The sequence below is a fragment of the Halorientalis brevis genome, from assembly GCF_042678165.1.
In the GTDB taxonomy this organism is placed as follows: domain Archaea; phylum Halobacteriota; class Halobacteria; order Halobacteriales; family Haloarculaceae; genus Halorientalis; species Halorientalis brevis.
On the sequence record NZ_JBHUDJ010000014.1, the window covers coordinates 133,430 to 155,152 of the forward strand.

Annotated in this window: 21 protein-coding genes; 12 read left to right on the plus strand and 9 right to left on the minus strand. The window is 63.4% G+C overall.

The window, feature by feature from the left end; translation table 11 throughout:
- From ACFR9U_RS17055 to ACFR9U_RS17080, 6 genes are all read right to left on the minus strand, one after another.
- Positions 1–860, minus strand: an 860-nt coding sequence (locus tag ACFR9U_RS17055; RefSeq protein ID WP_379814818.1) for a FecCD family ABC transporter permease, incomplete at its 3' end; no start/stop codon positions are given.
- A 9-nt stretch (positions 861–869) separates the two neighbouring features.
- Positions 870–2,000, minus strand: coding sequence for an ABC transporter substrate-binding protein (locus ACFR9U_RS17060; protein ID WP_247378345.1), 1,131 nt, complete (start codon positions 1,998–2,000; stop codon positions 870–872).
- Between the two features lie 96 nt (positions 2,001–2,096).
- Positions 2,097–2,978 carry an ABC transporter ATP-binding protein gene (locus ACFR9U_RS17065; RefSeq protein WP_247378346.1) on the minus strand — a complete coding sequence of 294 codons (882 nt, stop codon included), beginning with the start codon at positions 2,976–2,978 and terminating at the stop codon, positions 2,097–2,099.
- A gap of 131 nt (positions 2,979–3,109) precedes the next feature.
- Entirely contained in the window at positions 3,110–3,433 is a 324-nt protein-coding gene (locus tag ACFR9U_RS17070) for a hypothetical protein (protein ID WP_247378347.1), read from the minus strand.
- Complete coding sequence (locus tag ACFR9U_RS17075; protein ID WP_247378348.1) at positions 3,430–5,010, minus strand: acyl-CoA carboxylase subunit beta; 1,581 nt, start codon at positions 5,008–5,010, stop codon at positions 3,430–3,432. The genes ACFR9U_RS17070 and ACFR9U_RS17075 overlap by 4 nt, the downstream gene beginning before the upstream one ends.
- A 7-nt stretch (positions 5,011–5,017) precedes the next feature.
- Positions 5,018–5,761 carry a beta-ketoacyl-ACP reductase gene (locus ACFR9U_RS17080; RefSeq protein ID WP_247378349.1) on the minus strand — a complete coding sequence of 248 codons (744 nt, stop codon included), beginning with the start codon at positions 5,759–5,761 and terminating at the stop codon, positions 5,018–5,020.
- Positions 5,762–5,999: 238 nt separating this feature from the next.
- Here ACFR9U_RS17080 and ACFR9U_RS17085 point away from each other — a divergent pair, with 238 nt between their 5' ends.
- The 6 genes from ACFR9U_RS17085 to ACFR9U_RS17110 are packed head-to-tail and all read left to right on the plus strand — an operon-like array spanning position 6,000 to position 13,850.
- Positions 6,000–7,169: an alpha-1 4-glucan-protein synthase gene (locus ACFR9U_RS17085; protein ID WP_247378350.1), complete on the plus strand. Its 1,170-nt coding sequence runs from the start codon at positions 6,000–6,002 to the stop codon at positions 7,167–7,169.
- A gap of 41 nt (positions 7,170–7,210) precedes the next feature.
- Positions 7,211–8,419, plus strand: a complete 1,209-nt coding sequence (locus tag ACFR9U_RS17090) for an extracellular solute-binding protein (protein WP_247378351.1) — start codon at positions 7,211–7,213, stop codon at positions 8,417–8,419.
- Positions 8,416–10,068: an ABC transporter permease gene (locus ACFR9U_RS17095; RefSeq protein ID WP_247378352.1), complete on the plus strand. Its 1,653-nt coding sequence runs from the start codon at positions 8,416–8,418 to the stop codon at positions 10,066–10,068. Before ACFR9U_RS17090 ends, ACFR9U_RS17095 begins: the two co-directional genes overlap by 4 nt.
- 2 nt (positions 10,069–10,070) lie before the next feature.
- Positions 10,071–11,231, plus strand: a complete 1,161-nt coding sequence (locus ACFR9U_RS17100) for an ABC transporter ATP-binding protein (protein WP_247378353.1) — start codon at positions 10,071–10,073, stop codon at positions 11,229–11,231.
- Positions 11,212–13,248 carry an ArnT family glycosyltransferase gene (locus ACFR9U_RS17105; RefSeq protein ID WP_247378354.1) on the plus strand — a complete coding sequence of 679 codons (2,037 nt, stop codon included), beginning with the start codon at positions 11,212–11,214 and terminating at the stop codon, positions 13,246–13,248. The genes ACFR9U_RS17100 and ACFR9U_RS17105 overlap by 20 nt, the downstream gene beginning before the upstream one ends.
- Positions 13,245–13,850 (plus strand): gluconate 2-dehydrogenase subunit 3 family protein, encoded by a 606-nt coding sequence (locus ACFR9U_RS17110; RefSeq protein WP_247378355.1) that lies wholly within the window; start codon positions 13,245–13,247, stop codon positions 13,848–13,850. The genes ACFR9U_RS17105 and ACFR9U_RS17110 overlap by 4 nt, the downstream gene beginning before the upstream one ends.
- Positions 13,851–13,904: 54 nt before the next feature.
- On the opposite strand, the gene ACFR9U_RS17115 is transcribed toward ACFR9U_RS17110, so the two are convergent.
- From ACFR9U_RS17115 to ACFR9U_RS17125, 3 genes are all read right to left on the minus strand, one after another.
- Entirely contained in the window at positions 13,905–14,615 is a 711-nt protein-coding gene (locus ACFR9U_RS17115) for a dolichyl-phosphate hexose transferase (RefSeq protein ID WP_247378356.1), read from the minus strand.
- A 503-nt stretch (positions 14,616–15,118) separates the two neighbouring features.
- Positions 15,119–16,159 carry a tyrosine-type recombinase/integrase gene (locus ACFR9U_RS17120; protein WP_247378357.1) on the minus strand — a complete coding sequence of 347 codons (1,041 nt, stop codon included), beginning with the start codon at positions 16,157–16,159 and terminating at the stop codon, positions 15,119–15,121.
- Positions 16,156–16,557, minus strand: a complete 402-nt coding sequence (locus ACFR9U_RS17125) for a DUF5805 domain-containing protein (RefSeq protein ID WP_247378358.1) — start codon at positions 16,555–16,557, stop codon at positions 16,156–16,158. The genes ACFR9U_RS17120 and ACFR9U_RS17125 overlap by 4 nt, the downstream gene beginning before the upstream one ends.
- 520 nt (positions 16,558–17,077) lie before the next feature.
- Between ACFR9U_RS17125 and ACFR9U_RS17130 the strand changes: the two genes are divergently transcribed.
- The 6 genes from ACFR9U_RS17130 to ACFR9U_RS17155 all read left to right on the plus strand — a co-directional run bounded on the left by ACFR9U_RS17130 (position 17,078) and on the right by ACFR9U_RS17155 (position 21,632).
- Positions 17,078–17,383, plus strand: coding sequence for a hypothetical protein (locus ACFR9U_RS17130; protein ID WP_247378359.1), 306 nt, complete (start codon positions 17,078–17,080; stop codon positions 17,381–17,383).
- Between the two features lie 778 nt (positions 17,384–18,161).
- Entirely contained in the window at positions 18,162–18,728 is a 567-nt protein-coding gene (locus tag ACFR9U_RS17135; protein ID WP_247378360.1) for an SWIM zinc finger family protein, read from the plus strand.
- Between the two features lie 163 nt (positions 18,729–18,891).
- Positions 18,892–19,284 carry a CopG family ribbon-helix-helix protein gene (locus ACFR9U_RS17140; RefSeq protein ID WP_379814825.1) on the plus strand — a complete coding sequence of 131 codons (393 nt, stop codon included), beginning with the start codon at positions 18,892–18,894 and terminating at the stop codon, positions 19,282–19,284.
- Complete coding sequence (locus tag ACFR9U_RS17145; RefSeq protein WP_282594301.1) at positions 19,281–19,412, plus strand: hypothetical protein; 132 nt, start codon at positions 19,281–19,283, stop codon at positions 19,410–19,412. The genes ACFR9U_RS17140 and ACFR9U_RS17145 overlap by 4 nt, the downstream gene beginning before the upstream one ends.
- A 79-nt stretch (positions 19,413–19,491) precedes the next feature.
- Positions 19,492–21,087 (plus strand): hypothetical protein, encoded by a 1,596-nt coding sequence (locus ACFR9U_RS17150; protein WP_247378362.1) that lies wholly within the window; start codon positions 19,492–19,494, stop codon positions 21,085–21,087.
- Positions 21,084–21,632 carry a hypothetical protein gene (locus ACFR9U_RS17155; RefSeq protein ID WP_247378363.1) on the plus strand — a complete coding sequence of 183 codons (549 nt, stop codon included), beginning with the start codon at positions 21,084–21,086 and terminating at the stop codon, positions 21,630–21,632. The genes ACFR9U_RS17150 and ACFR9U_RS17155 overlap by 4 nt, the downstream gene beginning before the upstream one ends.
- The last annotated feature ends 91 nt before the right edge of the window (positions 21,633–21,723 follow it).

Sequence of the window (21,723 nt, forward strand, 5' to 3'; positions counted from 1 at the left end):
GCGACGATCGCGACCGCCGCCATCCCGAACCGGACCCGTTCGACGGACATCCCGAGCGAACTGGCCGTCTCCTCGCCCAGCACGAGCACGTTCAACTGTCTGGCACCGGCCAGCGCCAGTGCCAGCGAGCCGATCGTCCAGGGGAGCACGAGCCGCACCTGTGACCAGTCTTTTCCGGTCAGCGATCCGGTCAGCCAGGCCAGTGCTTGCTGGACGATGCCGGTGTTGCCCGCGAAGAAGAACAACCCCTGCTGGAGCGAGTAACTGATCGTCGCGACGACGACGCCCGCAAGCACCAGCCTGACCGGGCTGGTGCCGCCCTTCCAGGCGATCGCGTAAACGAGCAAGAACGCGACCGTACCGCCCAGTGCCGCGACGAGCGGGAGGTACGCTGACAGCGACGGAACGAGCACCAGCACGATCAACACGGCCAACCCCGCGCCGTGACTGACGCCCAGGACGGACGGGCTCGCGAGTTCGTTGCGCGTCACCGCCTGGAAGATCGCCCCGGCGACTGCGAGGCTCGCGCCCACGCAGGCGCCCACGATGACTCGCGGGATGCGGATCTGCCAGACGATGAGCGTCGTCGTCGCCACCGACGGAAAGTCCCACCCGAGCAACAGTCCGAGGAGCACCCGCGGCTTCGTGATCACGGCCGGATCGAAGATGGCTCCGACGACCTGCCCGAACGACATCTCGTAGGACCCGAACCGAATCTGTATCAACCCGGCCACGGCGAAGATGGCGATACTTCCAGCGATCACCACTGTGAGCTGTCTGTCGAACAGCTCCCGCCAGCCGCCGAGGAGGGCCCTGACTGCGGCCATCTTCGATCCGTCTGAGTGGGACTCCCGACTCATCGCAGTAGATCAGGCGTCGCCCGTGACGATGCTCGCGATCCGACTCCGGTCGAACAGCTGCCGGTCGCTCGTGACTTCCCCGAACACGTCGGGGTACAGTTGCTGTGCCGCTCGTTCGGTCAGGAAGAAGTTCTGGATCGGTCCCTGGTGGAGGAAGCCGCCGCGGTACACGCGGCCGTTCTGTACCGCCGTCAGTTGGCTCGCAACCTCGTGGTCCCGCATGAACGACAGCACCGTGTTTCGGAACTCCTGGGCGGACTTGCGTTCGTGTCCACGGACCATCACGACGTCGGGGTCGACCTCGAGCATCGTCTCGTAGTCGATCTTCCCGCGGTTGGTCGTGCTGAGTCCCGTGATACCCGTTCCCGCCAGGGCATCGCTCACACCCAGGTCGTGCCACTGCTTCTTGCTCGTTCCCTTGTCGTTCAGCCGGTAGGGTGAGAACTCGGTCGGCTCGTCGCTGGCCGCGTACACCAGCAAGACGTTCGGTCGCTGGTCGGCCGACGGCATTTTCGTCTGGAGCTTCGTGATGAACTCGTCGTGGTACGTCTCGAACTGCCGGTAGCGGTCCTCGGCTTTGAACACCTTCGCCACCTTGTGGAAGGCCTCGTACAGCGTGTAGTACCGGTAGTCGTGCCACTCGTCCTCCCGTCGGAAGATGAGGTTCCCGAAGAACGGTCCAGCGTTGTTCTCGATCTGCTCGACGTCTTCCTGTTTCCACCCGAACCAGTTGAGCAGCATCTGCGGGTCCATCAGGTGAACGTCGTTCTGGAGTCCGAGCAGCGCCTCTTTGGGAATCGTGCTGTTTCCGTCCAGCAGGTTGTTCTCAGTCAACGTCTGCTCGTCGACGCTGACGCCGTCGAGCCCCTCGTAGACGTACGTGTAGTATCGGTCTTTGTACCCGATGCCGGTGATCCCGTCGGCCTGTCCCAGTGCCACCGCCATGTCGGCGAACGCGCCGTCGTAGGCGATCCACTGCTTCGGGACCGACTCGAACGTGACCTTCCCCACTGGCGCCATCTGCACGGTGTACGAGCCGTTCGTGCCTGCCTCTCCGTTCCCAGTGAGATCGCCACAGCCCGCGAACAGCCCTGCTGATGCACCGGCGCTCGTTGCAAGTAGTTGCCTGCGAGTTACCATGTGGTTTAGGCTCGCCTAACTATGGAAAAGCGCTTCGGTTTTTAGGTCGGCCTAAAACAAAGAGTTCGATCGTCGGAGTCCGTTCGCGATCGTCGACTATCCGTCGAGCGGCCGTTTCGGGACGACGTGGAGGTCGGGATCGGTCGTGACGGCAGCGTCGACGCCGAAGACGTCGGCGAGCATCGCTTCAGTGACGACGTTTTCCGGCGGGCCCCAGTCGTAGAGGTCACCGTCGTCGATGGCGACGACGTAGTCCGCGAACCGGGCGGCCTGGTCGATGTCGTGCAACACGAGGCCGACGGTCACACCGGTTTCGTCGTTGAGCTTCTGGACGACTTCGAGTACGCGGAGCTGATGGCGAACGTCGATATAGGTCGTCGGTTCGTCGAGCAGTAGCACGTCGGTCTCCTGGGCGAGCACCATCGCGATCCAGACCAGTTGCTTTTGCCCGCCGCTGAGACTCCCCACCTCCGTGTTGCGGAGATCATCGATGCCAGCCAACTCGATCGCGCGCTCGACGGCTGCTCGATCCGATTCGGACGGGGCGTCCAAGAACCCACGGTGCGGGTACCGACCGTGGAAGACGAGGTCCTCGACGGAGACCGAACTGGGACACTCGTGTTCCTGTGAGAGGTGGCCGAGTTCCCTGGCGAACGCCTTGGCGTCGTACTCGGCGACTTCCCGCCCGTCGAGGAACACCGATCCCGTGTCGGGTTCGACGTGCGTGGCGATCGTCTTCAGGAGCGTGCTCTTGCCGCTGCCGTTCGGGCCGATCAGCGCCGTAATCTCGCCACGGGGCAGGTCGATCCTGTCGACGTCGACGACCGATTCCGCCATCCCCGGATAGCTCACCGAGAGGTCCTCGACGTAGACGTGTCCGTTGGTACGTTCCGCAGTCACCGTTGCCCCCTCAGCGCGCTCGTCTCCGCCGACCGACCCCTGTTCAGTCCCCCACTCTTGCTCTGATTCTGTACTCATCAGGCTGTCCCGCCTCCCGGACGTGCTGAGCCGACAGTCCCACTCATGCCCGAGTTTAGGCCAGCCTAACATTAACGACTTGCGGAACGTCTCGAAAATAGAACGGACGCGTAAGTGGGCGTCCTGTCAGCTTAGAGACTGCGAGCAGCGGCCTGCCACTCGCTCCCGCGTTCGACGCGCCGCGGGCGACGCCGACTCGACGCACCCACGTTGTTCAGTCGACCGCCGAACGTCCACTGACTCACCGTCTCGGCCGAGTCGGCCTGGGCCTCGGCCGCCGCTCGTGCTCGGTCGGTGAGGTGCGCGCTCACGGCCGACGCGACGGCGACCGCCTCGGCGTCGCTCGGGACGTCGGTCGCCCCGAACGAGAGCGAGTCGAGAATGGCCTCGAAGTCGATCTCGACTACCTCGTCGCTGTGTCCGTTCGTTCGCTCGTCGAGGTCGAGTTCCGTCATAGCGGAATGTTCCCGTGATCCTTCGGCGGCGTGTCCTTGCGCTTGCGTTCGAGCAGGTCCAGGTCGTCGATGAGCCGTTTCCGCGTGTCCTGTGGCTCGATGACGTCGTCGAGGTAACCCCGCTTGGCCGGACCGTACGGATGAGCGAACTCCTCGCGGAACTCGTCCATCAGTTCCTGGCGCTTCTTGTCCGGCTCGTCTGCGTTGGCGATCTCGTTCCGGTACAGGATGTTGACCGCCCCGCGCGGGCCGAGCACCGCCATCTCCGACCCCGGCCAGGCGTAGTTGACGTCCGAGCCGAGGAACTTCGAGGACATGACGATGTAGGCGCCGCCGTAGGCCTTCCGGACGATGACGGAGAGCAAGGGGACCGTCGCCTCCGCGTACGCGTAGATGAGTTTCGCGCCGCGACGGATGATGCCGTTGTGCTCCTGGTCCGTACCGGGCATGAACCCGGGCACGTCCACGAGCGTGACGATCGGAATGTTGAACGAGTCACAGAAGCGGACGAATCGGGCGGCCTTCTCGGAGGCCTCGATGTCCAGCGTCCCCGCGGAGACGCGGGGCTGGTTGGCGACGACGCCGACGACGCGACCGTCCATCCGGCCGTAGCCGGTGACGACGTTGCGCGCCCAGCCGTCGTGGACCTCGAAAAAGGAGTCCTCGTCGACGATCCGGTCGATGACGGTCGTCATGTCGTACGGCTTGCGGGGCTCGTTCGGCACGATGTCCGCGAGGTCGTCACAGGTCCGCTTGGGATCGTCCCAGGGCTGGGCCCGCGGCGGCTCCTCCATGTTGTTCTGGGGGAGATACGAGAGCAGTCGCCGGATGTCGTCCAGCGCCTGCTCCTCGGAGCGGGCGGCGAAGTGCGCCACGCCGGATTTCGTCGCGTGGGTCTTCGCCCCGCCGAGTTCCTCCTTGGACACCTGTTCACCGGTGACCGTCTCGATGACGTCTGGCCCGGTGATGAACATGTGGCTGGTGTCCTCGACCATGAAGGTGAAGTCCGTCAGCGCGGGCGAGTAGGTCGCCCCGCCGGCACATGGCCCCATGATGGCCGAGATCTGGGGGATGAGCCCCGACGCCTTCGTGTTGCGCTGGAAGATCTTGGCGAAACCCACGAGGGAATTAACGCCTTCCTGAATCCGCGCACCGCCGGAGTCGTTGAGGCCGATGAAGGGGACGCCGGCCTCGATGGCCTTGTCCATGACCTTGCAGATCTTGTCGGCAACGACTTCGCCGACCGACCCGCCGAGGACGGTGAAGTCGTGGGCGAAGAGGAACACCTTCCGCCCGTTGACCTCCCCGTAGCCGGTGACGACTGCGTCGCCGGCGTATTTTTTCTCGTCCATTCCGAACGCCTGCACCCGGTGTTCGACGAAGGGGTCGATCTCGTGGAAGCTCCCCTCGTCGACGAAATAGTCGATGCGCTCCCGGGCAGTCATCTTGCCTTTGTCGTGCTGGCGCTGGATCCGTTCCTCGCCACCGCCGAGTTCGGCCTCCCGTTTCCGCTCGCGGAGTTCCTCGATCGGTGTTGTCACTTCCTCGTCCGCCTCGGGCTCTTCCTGTTGACTCATGACTGGCTTACCATTCCATCCCGCCGTTGACGGCGAGAATCTGACCCGTCATGTAGCTCGACTGCTCGGTCGCGAGGAACCGGACGATGCCCGCGATGTCCTCGACCGTCGCGAACCGGTTGAGCGGGATGCGGTCGAGAATCTTCTGCTGGACGCGCTCGGGCACCTCTTCGAGCATGTCGGTCTTGACGAAGCCCGGGGCGACGCAGTTCGCCGTCGAGCCCGTGCTGGCGAGTTCGAGCGCGAGCGTCCGGGTGAACCCGAACAGGCCGCTTTTCGTCGCGGCGTAGTTGGCCTGGCCGTAGTTGCCCTGCTGGCCGACGACCGAGGAGATGTTGATGAGCCGCCCGCTGGACGACTGCTTGATGTCGTCGAAGAAGGCGTTCGTCGCGTTGAACACGCCGCCCAGGTTGACGTCCATGACCGTCTCCCAGTCTTCCCGGGTCATCTTCTCGAACTTCTTGTCGATGGTGATGCCGGCGTTGTTCACCAGCACGTCCGCGCCACCGTAGAGTTCGTCGACGCGTTCCGCCATCGCGTCCACTTCGTCCTGGTTCGAGACGTCTGCTTGGAGCGGCACTGCTTCGCCACCGTCGTCCGTGATCGCATCGGCCACGTCGTGAGCCTCAGCCTCCGACGACCGATAGTTGACGATGACGTTTGCCCCACGACGACCAAGCTCTTCCGCGATACCACGTCCGATGCCGCGCGATGCACCGGTTACCACACAGGTCTGATTTTCGAGCATCATTGTAGACACCACAAGGGGGGGTTCCAGGTCGAACGCGTGGCCCTCTCAAACCACCACACGTTGCGCCGTTCGCTCCCCGTATCCCTCATATAATGCTGCCCACATACGGCCAAATAATAGTTCCCCTTAAACTACGTTAAACGAAATCGAAAGTGTATAATGACCTCGGTATCCGTTCCCACATCCCGGCCTCCGGAGCGACAGGTACTTTAGGCTCGCCTAAACAATGTCCGGTAACATGGTAACGGACGTTTGTCTTATCGTTCCGACGATACGTGAGTACGAGTGTCTCCGCTCGTACTTCGAGAACGCTCGCACGCACGGCTTCGACCTCGACCGGCTCCACGTCGTTCTGGTCACGGAGGACTTCTGTGACACCGACGAGATGCGAGCGATGCTCAACGACGAGGGCGTTGAGGGGCGCGTCTTCGACGGGAGTGCTCGCGAGGACTGGTTCGCCGAACGCGGCCTGGATCAGTACGCCCATCTCATTCCGGAGGCCAGCCACGCACAGACGAGTTTCGGCCTGCTCTACATGTGGGAGAAGGACTTCGAGTACGGGTTCTTCATCGACGACGACACGCTCCCCCATTCCGACTTCGACTTCTTCGGCACTCACTTCGACAATCTTGCCTACGAAGGCGAGATCGAGTCAGTCAGCTCCGACGAGCGCTGGGTGAACGTCCTCTATCAGAACGTCGACGACCACGGACTCTATCCGCGCGGCTACCCCTACAGCGCGATGGACGAGGAGATCGAGACCGAGACGGCGACGGTCGACGACGTGGTCGCGTCCCAGGGGCTGTGGACGAACGTCCCCGATCTCGACGCGGTCCGCATTCTGATGGACGGCGACCTCCAGGGACAGGCCCAGACGAGAACGACGGCAGACGACTACGACGGCAACTTCGTCGCCGCCGACGGGCAGTACCTCACCGTGTGCTCGATGAATCTGGCCTTCCGCCGCGAGGTCATCCCGGCGTTCTACCAGCTCCCGATGGACGACAACCGCTGGGACGTCGGCCGGTTCGACGACATCTGGAGCGGCCTGTTCTTAAAGCGCGCCTGTGACGTGCTCGACAAGCAGATCGTCAACGGGTATCCGCTCTGTGAGCACAACAAGGCCCCGCGATCGACGTTCGGCGACCTGAACAACGAGGTCCCCGGACTGGAGCTCAACGAGCACGTCTGGGAGATCATCGACGAGGTCGGCGCAGACGCAGACTCGTACGCGGGCGTGTTCGCGGCGATGGCCGACGCGATGGCGACCGGCGAGTTCGACTACGAGAACGCCGAGTTCATCAACTTCTGTGGCGAGTACATGCAAGACTGGCTGGCCTGTCTCGACGAACTCCAGCCCGGTACCCTGTCCACGGAGGACCGCGCATCGGTCACCGCAGACGACTGAACCGGCAGCGTTAAGTGTTTTAGGGTCGCCTAAATTCAAACATGAGCGACCATAAGGAAGTCGGCGACCGCGTCTTTTCTCGGCGGAGACTCCTGCAGTACGGGACCGGTGCAGGAGCGGCCGCGCTCGCTGGCTGTTTCGGACTGATGGACGACGGACAGAACCAGAGCACGCCCCAAAATGTCACTGCGTCCGATTTCCGCGGGACTGGCTCGATAGTCGACGAGGGGTTCCGCGGTTCGGGGAACCTCTCGCAGGGACGGCCGGCGCCAGGCGGCACGTCGATCAACGACTTGCCCGACCTGTCGGGTGATCTCGCCCTCTACATCGGCGGTGGCGAAGGCGGGATCTATTATCAGCTCGTGGAGAAGCTCCAGGAGATTTACCCCGACTTCACGGTGTATCCGACCGACAACAGCTCCGCGTCGCTGGCACAGACGATCGTCCAGGAAGTGAACAAAGGGGCGGCACAGGCGGACGTGTTCTGGTCGATCGACGCCAGTTCGCTCGGATACGTCGCTGACAACGACGCGTACGAACCGCTCTCTGGGGAGGCAGTCAACCCCGTAGGAAACGATCAGTTCGTCGGCGACGACAACGCCTGGGCCGGCGTCGCCGGACGCGCGCGAGCCATTCCGTACAACACCAACAAGCTCAGCGAATCGGACATCCCGAACAAAGTCCAGCAGTTCCCGGAAACGGACGCCCTTCGGGGGACGATGGGCTGGGCGACGACGTACGGCGCGTTCAAGTCGTTCATTACGGCGATGCGCCTGACGGAGGGCGAACAGGCGACCAAAGACTGGCTGGTCGCCATGCGCGAGGCCGGCACCGAACGCCACGGCAACGAGTACGCCGTCTCACAGGCCGTCGCTAACGGCGGGCACGCGGCCGGGTTCGCGAACCACTACTACGCGCTGCGCGTCCAGAACCAGCGACCCAACGCACCCCTCGACCTGGCGTTCACGGAGGGCGACGCCGGAGCCCTCGTCAACGTCGCCGGCGCGATGAAGGTCAAAGGGACGAACAAGGGTGAACTGGTCGACAACTTCGTGCGCCACCTGCTGTCCGCGGAAGCACAGGAGTTCTTCGCGACTGTCAGTTTCGCGTATCCGATGATCAAAGGTGTCAAGCCCGTGGCCGGACTACCGACGGTCGACAAGCTCAGCCCGCCAGACATCGACCTCTCGAAGCTGTCGAACCTCCAGAAAACCCTCGACTTGATGAAAGAAGCCAACGTGCCTGTATGAACGGACCGGAGCGCGTCCGCAACGCCGCCAAACGGGGGACCGGTGATCGGTCCCACGCTATCGACGTCAGCCTGACGTTGTTAGCCGCGGCGATCGCGGCCGTGCTCGTGTTACCGATCGGATGGCTGGTCGTCGACGCGTTGAACCTGGGGACGCGGGCGGCGGAACTCGCCACCGCTTCCTCGACGGTGTCCGTGCTGATTCGGAGCGTTGCCCTCGTAACGGTCGTGACAGTCGCCAGCATCCTGCTCGGGGTCGCACTGGCCGTGTTGACGGTCCAGGGTGACCTCCCGTACTCTCGGTTCTGGACCGTCCTCTGTGCGTTGCCGCTCGCAGTGCCCAGTTACCTCGGCGCGTTCGCGTTCGTCTCGGCGTTCGGGCCGAACGGCGAACTCGCCGACCTCCTGGCGCCGATCGGCATCGACGCTGTCCCGTCCGTGTACGGTTTCGCTGGTGCCGCGTTCGTACTGACGCTGTACACCTACCCGTACGTGTTCCTGACGACGCGAGCGTCGCTGCTGTCGCTCGACGGCACGCTCGTCGAGGCCGGCCAGACGTTGAACTCCGGACGATGGGAGGCGTTCCGGCGGATCACGCTGCCACAGATTCTGCCGGGGATCGCCGCCGGGGCACTGCTGGTCGCGCTCTACACGATGGCGGACTTCGGGACCCCGAACATCATGCGCGTCGAGGTGTTCACGCAGTTCATCTACGCACAGTACAACGCGTTCGCCAGGGATTACGCGGCGGTCCTGTCGCTGCAGCTCCTGGCAGTGACGGCAGTCGTCCTGGCCATCGAGTCCCGCATCGGCGTCGACGAGTCCGGCGCCTACGAGAGCAGTGGCAGTCGCGGTGCGCTCGACGTCGACCTCGGCGTCTGGCGGTATCCCGCGCTGCTGGTCCCGGTCCTCGTGGGCGTGCTTTCGATCGCGTTGCCGGTCGCCATCTTCGGAATGTGGCTGCTCCAGGGCGGCCCGGGCTACGAGGCGGGACGGATGGCGTTTTCCTGGTCGTACGGCTGGAACTCGGCGAACCTGGCGCTGCTGGCGGCGGCCGTTTCCGTGCTGGTGGCGCTGCCGATCGCGATCAACTCCGCGCGGTCGGAGTCGCGACTGGCGACGCTGGCCGACCGCGCCCCCTACGTCGGCTACGCGACGCCGGGGATCGTCCTGGCGATCGCCCTGCTCAGTTTCAGTCTCGACGTGTTGCCCACGGTGGCGGACCTGACCGGCGTCGACGTCGTGGAGACGTTCTACAAGACGGTTCCGATGCTCGTGTTCGCGTACGTCGTCCGGTTCATGCCCCAGGCGATCGGCTCGATACGGACCTCGACGCTCCAGGTCGACCAGCACCTGATCGAGGCGGCCCAGACGCTCGGTCGCTCCCGGCTGAACACCTTCCGGACGGTGACGCTCCCGCTGATCCTGCCCGGCGTCGCCGCCGGCGCGGCCCTGGTCTTCCTGACGACGATGAAGGAACTGCCGGCGACGCTGATGTTGCGGCCGCTGGGGTTCGACACGCTCGTGACATACATCTGGCGGGTCAAGGAGGCCGGCCTCTACGGGCAGGCGGCGGTCCCCGCGCTCGTCCTGGTCGCGATTTCCGGCCTCTCGATGGCCGTCATCCTAGCACAGGAGACTGGTGACTGATCATGAACGGACACCCACAAACACAGACGGAACAGGTTGTGACTGACGTGGACGCTCGCAGCGACACTTCCGAGGGGACTGGCGACCCGGTCCTCGAACTCGACGGCGTGACCCGACGGTTCGGTGACGAGTGTGCCGTCGAGAACTTTTCGCTCTCGGTCTTCGAGGGGGAACTCCTCACGCTGCTCGGTCCGTCGGGGTGTGGCAAGACCACGACCCTCCGTCTCCTGGCCGGACTCATGCGCCCCGACGAAGGGCGGATCGTCGTCGACGGCGACGTGGTTGCCGGAGCGGGACAGTTCGTCCAGGCCGACCAGCGTGACGTGGGGCTCGTCTTCCAGGACTACGCGCTCTTTCCCCACCTCTCGGTCGCCGAAAACGTCGCCTACGGCATCGACGACTGGCCGGACGACGAGATCGACGCCAGGGTCGAGGAACTGCTGTCACTGGTCGGACTCGCCGACTACCACGATCACAGTCCCAACGACCTGTCCGGCGGACAGCAACAGCGGGTCGCGCTCGCGCGCTCGCTGGCGCCCGAACCGGACGTCCTCCTCCTGGACGAACCGTTCTCGAATCTCGACGTCTCGCTCCGCAAAGAGATGCGCGAGGAAGTCAGAGCCATTCTGAAGGAGACCGGCGTCACCGCCGTCTCGGTCACGCACGATCAGGAAGAGGCCCTCTCGATCAGCGACCGGGTCGCGGTCATGGCCGACGGCCGCATCGAGCAGATCGGCCGTCCCGAAGCCGTCTTCCAGAAACCGGAGTCGCGATTCGTCGCGGAGTTCCTCGGGCAGGCCGGATTCCTCTCCGGGCAACTCGAACGCGGTTCGATCGAGACCGGGATCGGCACCCTCGACACCGACATGATCCAGGGGCTCAGCCCGGAGTACGACGGGGCGGACATCGACGTGCTGGTCCGGCCGGACGACCTCCGAGCCATCCCCATCGAGGAGTCCAAGGGGGACGGACGCATCCGCAACCGCGAGTACACCGGTCCGTCGTTCGTCTACACGATCGAACTCGACGGCGGTGACGTGGTCTACTGCGAACACAACCACGCCGACCATCTCGACTTGAACCGGCGAGTCAGAGTCGACCTCGTGGCGGACCACAGGCTCGCCTGGTTCCCCACGGAAAGCGATGCAAGCAGCACTCAGTAACGTGCGGCGACGGACGTGGCGCGTTGCCCTCCTCGTGCTCGCCCTCGCGGGTGCGACCGCCGTCTGGTTGCTCGCCACCCGCGTGTTTCCGTATCACTCGCTCAACCACGACGAGGCCGTCTACCTCCAGCAGGCAGCGATGTTGCTCGACGGGCGACTCTTTCTGACGCCGCCGGTCGACGGCGCGTTCAGACCCTGGTTTTTCGTCCGCGACGGCGGCCACCTGTACCCGAAGTACGCGCCCGTCCCGGCAGCGGTTTTCGCCCTCGGGACGTTCCTCGGCCAGCCACGCCTCGCCCTCGCTGGCGTCGGCGCTGCGAACGTGGTCCTCGTCGCGCTCGTCGTTCGGGAATTGTTCGACCGCCGCACCGGCCTCCTGGCCGCGGCGTTCGTCCTGTGTTCCCCACTCTTTCTGGTCAATTCGGCCGTCTTCCTCCCGTACGCGCCGACGGCCATGTTCAATCTCGCGTTCGCCTACTGCTATCTGCGCGCCGACCGGGAGCAGGACCTGCGGTGGGCCGCCGGTGCCGGCGTCGCGGTGGGCCTGGCGTTCTTCGCGCGACCGTACACCGCGGTGCTGTTCGCCGCGCCGTTCGTCGCCCACGCACTCTGGACGTTGCGCACCGACCGCCGCGAGGTCCTCCCTCGGCACGCCGTGACGGCGACGCTGGGACTGCTGGGAGTCGCGACGGCGCTCGGTTACAACGCGCTCGTGACGGGGTCGCCGGTGACGTTCCCCTACGAAGCGTTCGCGCCCCACGACGGACTCGGGTTCGGGCACCGCCAGATTCTCGGCCACGAGGTCGAGTACACCCCCGGGTTGGCGGTGCAGTCGAACCTGCTGGTGCTTGCCGCGCTCGCAACGACGTGGCTCGCGGGCGGGCTGCTCGGCACAACTGTGGCAGCCGTCGGACTCGCCGTTGCGGTGAACCGCGGGCTCTCGTCCCGGCAGGCCATCGTCGTCGGCCAACTCTTCACGATCGTCGTTGGCAACGTGTACTTCTGGGGGAACTACAACATCCTCGGAGACCTCGACCGCGTCGGCGACGGGTTGATCGCCACGCACGGCCCGTACTATCACTTCGACCTCCTGCTGCCGTTCGGGGCCTTCGCTGCCGTCGGTGCCCTCGCGGCGTTCCAGGCGGTCCGACGAACTGTCGGGCCACGGACGAGCTCCCGAACGCTTCGAGCGACCCTGGTCGCCGTAGTCGTAGTCAGCGCTGCTGTGCTGGGCGGCGCAACGGCGACGAACCTCGACGAGCAGATCCAGCGGAACGCGGTCGCGACCGACACGTACGAAGCCGTGTACGAGCCCATCGAGAACGAGCGATTCGACGACGCAGTCGTGTTCCTCCCCACGCCGTACGGGGACTGGCTCAACCACCCGTTCCAGGCGTTGCGTAACGACCCGGACTTCGACGGTCGCGTCGTGTACGCGATGGACGAACGGCCCTTCGCAGTCGTCGACGAGTACCCCGACCGATCGCTGTACCGCTTCGTCTACAGCGGCCGCTGGGCGCCGTACGACGGGTCGCCGCGGACGTCGAGGCTACAGCAGGTCGATCACGTCTCGGGTCCGTCGGTGGCACTGAACGCGACCGTCGGCGTTCCGGCCGGGACGGACAGCGTCACGGCGACGGTCACGACGGACGAAGCCAGCCGGACTTACGTCGCTGCGTCCGCTGCGAACCCGACGAACATCCGAGTGCACGTCGAAGACGACAGCGTCCGACTGGCCGGGCCGGCCTGGAACGCTCGTGACTCGATCGCGGTCGGCGAACGGGACGCCGTCCGACTCTCCGTGTTCGTCGACCGGGGCCCGGGTGCCAGTTTCAGCTACGACTTCGAGCTCCCCGTCCGCACCAACGGGACGACTGTTCGAGCGGTGACGCCGCGGATCGAACGCTGCGTCGCCATTGGGGAGTGCGGCGGTGAAGCAGCGTACATGCCGAACGAGACACCGGACGGGACGTTCGTCCGAACGGAACTACGTACCGAGGACGATCAGAACTCATGACGAACGAAGAGACAGACGCGACGTTGACGCGGCGTGACGCGATCAGAGCCCTCGCAGCGGCCGGCGTGACGGCGGGCGGCGGGGCGCTACTGGTGTCGGCCGACGACGACAGAGAGGCGAACGACGACGCGGCGACCACTGTCCCCGGTTCGGAGACCGACGCTGCCGAGAACGCGCTGGGCGAGCACGAACTGTCGACGATGGTGGCGATCGCCGACGTAGTGTATCCGACGGCCGTCGACAACGTGGCGGCGTTCGTCGAACAGTACCTTCGCGGGCGCGTCGCGGACGATCCGGACCGAGCAGCGGAGCTCACCGACGCCGTGGAGTACCTCGATGGATACGCCGAGACGTGGTACGACGCGTCGACGTTTCGGTCGCTCTCTCCAGAGATTCGCGCGGAGACGTTGGACCGGATGGGTGCGGACACAGTTTCCCCCGATCCCGACGGTGGGAACGTTCAGCGCGTACGGTACTATTGCATCAACGATCTGTTGTTCGCCCTCTATGCCTCACCGACTGGCGGGAAACTCGTTGGCATCGAGAACCCGCAGGGACACCCCGGCGGTGCGACCAGTTACAGGGCGGGCCCACGCTCCTGATCGGCGCGCACAGTGTCACCGGAAAAGAGAGAACGAGTCCCGAGGATTGCCTACCTACCGCAGCCGCTCCTCGAGACAGACTTTCACGATAGATTTCCCGATTGCGAGCCCGCCGCTTATCGGATCGAGCGTGGTTTCCCCCTTCCGTTCACCGTACTCGATCGGGATCTCACACACGTCGTACTCACGCACGAGGGGTCGCAACAGCAGCTCCGCCGAGAGCCCTGTGTTTTCGGTCCAGTGGATCTGCTGGATGAGTTCCCTGCGGTAGGCCCGCATTCCGGTGGTCGTGTCGTGAATCCGTTCTCCGACGAGGAGACTGGCCAGCAGGGCGAACGCGTGATTGCCGAGGCGGTTGAACGCCGGCATCGTCTCGGCCCCGTAGTAGAGACGGTCGCCGCTAACGACGTCGTATCCCTGGTTGATCCGATCGAGGAAATCGGGCAGCCGTTCCATCGGATAGGTGTCGTCACAGTCCGTGGTGACGACGACGGGTCGATCCGCTGCGAGGACGGCTTCGCGGACAGCGACACCGTACCCCTGCGGCTCCTGTTCGATGACGCGTGCACCGTGTTCGCGTGCGATCTCGGCTGTCCGGTCGCTCGATCCGTCCACACAGACGACTTCTGCGCGGTCGTCAGTCACGTCGGCGACGTCCGACAGGACCGTCCCGATTGCGTCCTCCTCGTTGTATGTCCCCATCACGACGCTGACGTCGTCGAACGTGTACGTGACGTCGGTCTCGCCTGGAAGCTGCGTACTCATTACCCGAACGGACCGACTGCGTCCTCTTGAAGTTTTAGGTTCGCCAAAACCAGTGACGCGCACAAGGTGGTAGTGACGGGTTCCGTATAGCGGCAGAGAGTCGACGTCGTCGCGAACTCGTAGAATATGGGTTCGCGCACGAGCGCGCGCGCGTACATGGCTTTCGTAACGTCTCCATTTCAATGACCGTTCTCTCCATCGGGGGCGTCAGCGAGAACCGTCCTCGCTGCTCTCGACGAGTTGCGGTCCGCTTCTTTCATCCTGAAGGTCCGCAGGAAAGCATCGAAGGTTCTCACAGAACCCCCTGCCTCGGAAACGGCACAGACGACCACCGCGTAACTGCAATACCCTCGATCGACTCCTCCTTCTCGACGACCCGGCGCATTTCCATATAGCGACATGCGATTTATGCGTCGGCTGGCGTGCGCCACAGACGACAGATTTTTTATATAAATAAACATTCAATTCGGACGAAACGGGCGAAAACAGTGACGGCCGCCGACTCAGAACAGTTCGTAGATGTGTTCTTCGTAGGTGTCGCGAACGCGGGTGCCCCAGTTGTGGGTGTAGGTGTCGATGATGTCCGACGCCACGTCACCTCTGAGGTACTTGACGATCCCCCGGTCGCCTGTCCGATCACGCAGGTGCGTCGTGAAGAAGTGTCGGAAGTAGTGGGGTGTCACGTTCTCTTCGGGGCCACCGCCGGTCCGGTACCAGCCCATGCGGTCAGTGTTCGTCGTGACGAGGTGGTGAACGGCGTCGATCGTTACCCGGTCGCCCCAGTTCCGGGCTGTCGTGACGAACAGAGGGTTCGCCGGTGACGAGGGATCGGGACGAACGGCCAACCACTGCCGGAGCGTCCGTTTCAGTTCAGGGTCGACGGGCACGATAGTCGCCCGCTTGCGCTTGTTCGAGGCCGAGCGCTCCTCCCCATTCAGGACTTCGCCCTGGGCAGGCTCCTGGCTTACGTATATTGAGTCGGGCTTTCCCTGCAATTGAGGGCGTACCTCGTCGAACCCGGCGTCGTCCAGCGCGACTCCATCCAGGTTCACGTCTCGGACGTCGAGGTTACACAGCTCGCCGGACCGCATGCCCGTTTTCAGGAGCGTCACGATGACCGCCCGATGGAGTGGATGCTGCAGTGCCCCGATGAATCCACGCATCTCCGAGACCGGAATGTCACGCCGGGTCGGATCGGTGTGGATGGATTCGTCCATCTCTTCCATGACGACCGTCATCGGGTTCGACTCGAAGACACCCACCTGAACCATATACGAGTAGAATCGATGGAGATAGGACGCGTACGTCGCGATCGAGCTTTCAGCGTGCGTGCCCCTGAGCGAGTGGATCCACGACATACAGTCTCGATACGAGATCGACGCGAGACCGTCAGCCGTGTCCTTCTCGCCGAGGAACGATTCGAACTCGCGTAGAACCCGCTCGTAGGAGGTACGGGTCCGCTTCGACTTGCCCTGATACTCGATGTCTTCGAGGAAGTAGCCGATCGGATCGTCCGGTTCCTCGACGCCACGCTGGTGACTCATCGTTCACCGAGGACGTACCCACCCGCACGACCGCTGTACTGGACTCGATTCGCGGCCTGTAACTCCTGAAGCGTTTCGTCGAGGCTCGATTCGATGTCGCCCGTGACTGCAGCCAACAGCTCGTCCCACGAGAGCGGCCCTGATTCGGCCAGAACTGTCAAGACGCGCTCTTCGATGTCGTCACTGGTCTCCGTCGGCCCACCGCTGGCCGCAGGGCCATTATCTGTCGACTCACTCCCGGAGAACCCACGACGGCCGGCCTGGACCATCGTGCGAACGAACTCGCTGAGGCTCATGTCCAGTTCGTCGGCGTGACGTTGCCATTCGTCTTTCTGATACGACGGCACGTAGGTCCGAACCGCCGCCCGAGACGTGTCAGTGTCTCGTTCGGATGCCATACCACCTTCTTCTAATGACGACGACTTTAATCTGTCCTCAGTTATACGAATAAGACTAGGTCGGAAATTCCTGTACAGTCGCCGTCATCAGTACACTACGACTCGTCACGCAGACCCCTACAAGAGAACGACGTGAGGCTACTTGACGAGTGAAAGGGAGGACACACACGGCTGGTCCGTGCCACAGGGCTGTCTGTACCTGTTTGTAGGAATCAGGAGCAAGTTGTGCCAGGTTCGACTGTTCTACACCCGAAGCGAGTGATCCTGGTTTCGAGACTCATCGATCGGAGACCGGACGAGCGCGGACACGAGCGTGTACGACAGATCACACTCACTTTCGTCTAATTTCCGAGTGCTATCCACGAGGACGACCCGTCGAATCAGCGTCGCCAAAACCAGCCCTTGTTTGGTCGAGCTTCAGATTCTGTGACGCTAGCTTGCCCGATTAATCACTGAAACAGAGATTATATTCCAGAACTCCCGCGACGAATCTAAGTGAGTTCCGACCGATATCGTAGGTATGTCGAGCGACGACAATACGGACGTCAATCGCACGACTGACCCGACAGTGCTACGGAGCATCATCGAAGATCGCGACGGATACCCTGCCCACGTTCCGAAATCCGAGGGCCAGGGCGACCAGGGACTGTTGCGCGTCGGATTCGGGGATGCGGACGAGGACCTCAAAGAGATCTCGTGGGAGGAGTTCCGAGAAGAATTCGAGGAGAAAAACCTGGCTGGCGTCTACACAGATGACGGGTCGGATATCGAAGGGAACCAGCCAGTCGTGCTCCGGAAGCGTGACGACGTCGATACCGAGGCCTGACGAAGGCCGATTTTTGGCGTACGAGCCCGCCTAAAGCCACAATCGGTGCAGGCAGGAGATCATCGTCACCGAAGCGCAGAACCTCGTTTGAGGCTTCGGTGGAACTAGGCCACCCCCCACACTACACAGCTGATCTGTTGAGGAGCTATTTCGGAGGGGAGTGTGACGAAGGATATAGCGACTCGCAGTTTATGAGTTCGGCCAGAGACGGCTAGAAACACCCCGAGAAGTACATCGACTCCGCAGACAGGACTCAGGAAACAGATACTACGCCGGACCCACGTCGGCAAGCGTCGACACCAGCTGCCCGAATAGGCAGGATTCACGTGCCGGTTCTGAATGACAATCGACAGGCCCAGCAAAGGAGGATCGAGTCGGTAACTGGTGACTGCCAACCGATGGTTTCGCGTTCAGGAATCAATCCGAATCTGGACCCCTCTGACTTGCGAGTCTGACAATTCGGTCTTGGTGGTGGAGCCAGATTGGCCGACCCAGTAAACGCGGCGACGCTTCGATGAACACCGAAGCAGCATTCACAGATCAACTGAAAGGGCCGTGAACACAGTAGTCCGAATAAACTATCGTAGCTCAAGCGCTCTATTAGCCGTTATCGCGGGTCTTAGCGGTTCCGTGGGTGCAGTAATCCAAAGTAAAAATCGGCCAAAACCAGGGGTGATCCGGCCATGAGACACTGCCCACAGTGCGGTGGTCGGATGACCACGAGAACCAGCCGAGGCGGCCTGACGCGCCGGGTGTGTACGCAATGCGGGGGTGACCAATGAGTTCACAAGTTCAGGAGTACGTCGAGAGTCCGGACCTGCCGGAGCAGATTGGTGGGACGCCTGCGTTTTCCCGGCCGGAAGGCTGGACGTGCTCGACGCCGTGGAAGCGAGCACAGCAGGAGATCGACACTGGCGGCCCCATCAACGACGCCGAGCGCATGGTCCGCCTGAGCGACGGGGAAGGCGTCCATCGCTGCACGTGGGCGCTGAAAGGCCGCACACTGCTGGCAGAGTGTGACTGTCGGGGCTACCAGTTCCACGGCGGCTGGTGTGCTCACGTCGCCAGCCTGTGGTGGCAGTGGATCAACGGCGAGATCGTCGTCAACCACCTCGATACTGGCCGCGAATATCCAACGCCACCAGCATGGCTGGAACTGGACGCGCCAGCACAGAAACACGTCTTTGAGGACCTGACGCCTGCTGAAACCGACGCCTACCTTTCTGTCGAGTTGACTGACGCCGGAGTTCGTGAGTGGGCACGCCACACGGACAGATCACCCGGCACAGTCGGCAACCAGCTACGGAGCGCCAAGGACACGCTGTATGGAGGTGTCGAGCGGTGAGGCTCACGCGCGCACTCACGACCGGGCGCGAGTCCTTCGGGGACCCCCAGGGGGGCGTCATGCGTACAGTCTTCGCGGTCGTCGCCCCACTCACGTGTGGCGGTTTTGCCCGTCATGCGCAAATCGGTGATTGTCATGCGGGGGGTGAGCAGTGATGGCGCAGATGGAGAGTCCCGACCGGACCCAGCGGGTCACTGTCCGCGTTCCCGAGAACCTGCTCGATGAGTACGACGACGTGTGTGACGATCGGGGAGTCTCGCGTTCCGAAGCCATCCGCAACCACATGCAGCAGACCATCGAGGACTGCGAAATGACCACCCGGCAGATGCCTGCCGATGATGACCTCTCGACAGCCTACCGGGCGCTGCTCCGAATTACGAAGGGCGGCGGTTGGGTACAGCGAGATCGGGCGTGTGGCTACCTCGCCCAGCAACTACCCGACATCGACAAGAGCAACGCCTACGGCCTGCTCATCAAGCCCCTGCGGCAGATGGGATACCTTCGCCAGCAGGTGAGCGATGACGGCCGCCACATCTCACTGAAGGTGCGAGCATGACTGTCGGCTACCGCTGTCTCGCGCCAAACTGTGGGCACGTGGCAGAGGACCTGCGAGCGCACAAGCGTCATCAGGTGAACGCTGACCACCCTGACCACGGCGAAACGGTTGTCGGCCTCAACGGCTGACTACCCTTCCCGGCCGTTATTTGATTAATTGATTATTTATTTGTTTGTTGATAGGTTTTAACACGTAGATACCTCTCTGTTGTGGCATGGAGGTGCGACAATTCCAACAGTAAAGTTCGGCAGTCTGAGCGCGGCCAACCAGGCCCGCGAGGACTACGCGGACCACCTGTGTCCCGACGATAACCGGTCTCACAAGACCGTCACGTTCCGTTCGGACACGCCCGACGACGTGCTCGAAGCCGCTCGAAGGGACGCCGACGACTCCCGAGAAGGGTCTACCAGCGGGTACGCGACGGACTTAACAGACCGTGAGAAAGACCAAATCGACTTTTCCGAGGTTCACATCTCGAAGGCCCGACGAGCGAAGGGTATCTTCCTCGATGAAGGGGTGACGGACTGGCTCTCGTACTGGTCCGAAGACCTGCAAACCGAGGGAGAGCAACGCCAAGCGGCCCAACGAGCAGCCCGCGACGAGCGCGGAAAGCGGATGGACGAGGAGACGGACCCGCAGGAAAAGGCGGCTGAAGGGTCTCGGAAGGCCAAATCCGAGTCGTGCGACCATGCAGCCGGGCACTGTGCCCACGGAGACCCCGAAGCCTGCGAGTTCATCGCCAACGAGTGCGATTTAGACCCGGACAGGGTTCTCGCTCGCCGGGAGCCGGCACCGCGACCGCCTGCCGATCCCGACGAAAAGGAGCTGCCCGAGCATCACGAACCCCAAAATGACCCCTCGGAACGGGTCGAACCAACCCCTGCGGAAGCCGCAGCCCTCTCCGACCGGGAGCGAGGGGCCATATCTCGTGCATGGCAGGGCTATCAGGGAGCCGTCGAGGCCCTATCTGAGTCCCTCGAAACAGTCCGAGATGAGTGGGAGAACGCCCAGCAGGCCGCGAAGGCCGTCAACAGCATCCGGGCAGACCACGATCAGCCCCCACTGCATTTTACCGATTTAGAGGGTACACAGGCTGTCCTGACTGACATCCTGCGAAAAGCAGCAAACGACTGCAACGAGTGCCATGCAGACCACTCCGACCACGATCACCCGGTAGCGAGTGGCCCCAAAGAGTCCATCGTGACTTTCCTTGACCGCTCTGCCGCAGCAACTCCAGTCGGCCGGCAGCAGGTCGAGATCGAGGCCGACGACCTCCCCAGCAGGGGCCAATCTGGCCCTCCGAAGGCCCCAACACAGGCCAGCAGTGACGGTTCCGCCGTACACCAATCTGGTACCAGTTCAGGGGGCCAGTTCGCACAGGAACAGCAGGGGACGCTGAACGTGGGGTTAGAATCGGAGCAGACGGCCGAGGAGAAGCAGGTCACGCTGACCGGTGCAGACGCCACGGAGGCCAATCAGGCCGTCCCTGCGGCCTGGTACGTCGAGCGGAAGGCCCCAAGCGGGGCGGCCGTGAAGTACAGCGGCGGACCGCACACCCTCGAAGTGGTCGGCGACGACGGCCAGTTTGGCGTCCTGCTCGATGGCCCCGACGACCTGACGTTTACCGTCGCCAGCGGTCTCCCCGACCGAGCGACCGCGACCGACGTAGCCGGCGAGTTCACGCGGCGCGTAAAGCCGGATGAGGTATCGTACAAGAGCGATAGCGGCCAGATCGACACGGCCGCCGCCGAAGCAAAAGACGCCGCCGTAGACAACGACGGCGGGATTCTCGCTTACGCATGACACCAGAACCCTACTACTGCCCGGTCTGTGGCCCGGAAGACGACGGGAAAGGTCTCGCATCGGTGCGGGGCCACATCGTCAGCAGCGGCGACGACGGCCACGACTGGGAGGAACTGAAAGACGAAGTCGAAGGACAGGCCGACGAGACCAACGCAGACACCGACGAGGTGGACGACGACCCCGACGAGGGGAACGAAACGGAGGACGAGGAAAACCCAGAGAGCGACGACGAGAGCGACGAGGACGACACCGAAGACATGCCAACTCCCGAAGAACTGGAACGCCAGCGAAGCCAGCAGACCGATGACAGCGACGACCAGCAGACCACTCAGCCGACCTCAAGCAGTGGCGGGGTGGGCATCCCGATCAGCCTGACGACGGCGCTCGTTCTGGCCGCGCTGGTGGTGTCCATCGTGGTAGTCTACCGGTTCCGATCCGGTGACGACCCAGGTCAGCCAGTGCAGCAGGAGAGCGACGAGCAGCCAGCAGACACCGAGATCAGCGGGAAAACGGACGGGCCGGGCGGGGGGCTGGTTCCTGAATGAAGTACTGCACCGAGTGTAACGTCCACTACCACGCGGTAGACGGCGACTGCCCCATCTGCGAACGCCCGACGACCGACTCAACGGAGGCCAC

What these genes read in the sequence shown, in the direction of transcription:
- ACFR9U_RS17080 (WP_247378349.1), bottom strand. Translation starts at nt 5,761, where the DNA reads ATGATGCTCGAAAATCAGACCTGTGTGGTAACCGGTGCATCGCGCGGC.
- ACFR9U_RS17070 (WP_247378347.1), bottom strand. Translation starts at nt 3,433, where the DNA reads ATGACGGAACTCGACCTCGACGAGCGAACGAACGGACACAGCGACGAG.
- ACFR9U_RS17140 (WP_379814825.1), top strand. Translation starts at nt 18,892, where the DNA reads ATGGAGAGTCCCGACCGGACCCAGCGGGTCACTGTCCGCGTTCCCGAG.
- ACFR9U_RS17090 (WP_247378351.1), top strand. Translation starts at nt 7,211, where the DNA reads ATGAGCGACCATAAGGAAGTCGGCGACCGCGTCTTTTCTCGGCGGAGA.
- ACFR9U_RS17095 (WP_247378352.1), top strand. Translation starts at nt 8,416, where the DNA reads ATGAACGGACCGGAGCGCGTCCGCAACGCCGCCAAACGGGGGACCGGT.
- ACFR9U_RS17105 (WP_247378354.1), top strand. Translation starts at nt 11,212, where the DNA reads ATGCAAGCAGCACTCAGTAACGTGCGGCGACGGACGTGGCGCGTTGCC.
- ACFR9U_RS17100 (WP_247378353.1), top strand. Translation starts at nt 10,071, where the DNA reads ATGAACGGACACCCACAAACACAGACGGAACAGGTTGTGACTGACGTG.
- ACFR9U_RS17075 (WP_247378348.1), bottom strand. Translation starts at nt 5,010, where the DNA reads ATGAGTCAACAGGAAGAGCCCGAGGCGGACGAGGAAGTGACAACACCG.
- ACFR9U_RS17120 (WP_247378357.1), bottom strand. Translation starts at nt 16,159, where the DNA reads ATGAGTCACCAGCGTGGCGTCGAGGAACCGGACGATCCGATCGGCTAC.
- ACFR9U_RS17125 (WP_247378358.1), bottom strand. Translation starts at nt 16,557, where the DNA reads ATGGCATCCGAACGAGACACTGACACGTCTCGGGCGGCGGTTCGGACC.
- ACFR9U_RS17110 (WP_247378355.1), top strand. Translation starts at nt 13,245, where the DNA reads ATGACGAACGAAGAGACAGACGCGACGTTGACGCGGCGTGACGCGATC.
- ACFR9U_RS17085 (WP_247378350.1), top strand. Translation starts at nt 6,000, where the DNA reads ATGGTAACGGACGTTTGTCTTATCGTTCCGACGATACGTGAGTACGAG.
- ACFR9U_RS17130 (WP_247378359.1), top strand. Translation starts at nt 17,078, where the DNA reads ATGTCGAGCGACGACAATACGGACGTCAATCGCACGACTGACCCGACA.
- ACFR9U_RS17135 (WP_247378360.1), top strand. Translation starts at nt 18,162, where the DNA reads ATGAGTTCACAAGTTCAGGAGTACGTCGAGAGTCCGGACCTGCCGGAG.
- ACFR9U_RS17060 (WP_247378345.1), bottom strand. Translation starts at nt 2,000, where the DNA reads ATGGTAACTCGCAGGCAACTACTTGCAACGAGCGCCGGTGCATCAGCA.
- ACFR9U_RS17145 (WP_282594301.1), top strand. Translation starts at nt 19,281, where the DNA reads ATGACTGTCGGCTACCGCTGTCTCGCGCCAAACTGTGGGCACGTGGCA.
- ACFR9U_RS17065 (WP_247378346.1), bottom strand. Translation starts at nt 2,978, where the DNA reads ATGAGTACAGAATCAGAGCAAGAGTGGGGGACTGAACAGGGGTCGGTC.
- ACFR9U_RS17115 (WP_247378356.1), bottom strand. Translation starts at nt 14,615, where the DNA reads ATGAGTACGCAGCTTCCAGGCGAGACCGACGTCACGTACACGTTCGAC.
- ACFR9U_RS17155 (WP_247378363.1), top strand. Translation starts at nt 21,084, where the DNA reads ATGACACCAGAACCCTACTACTGCCCGGTCTGTGGCCCGGAAGACGAC.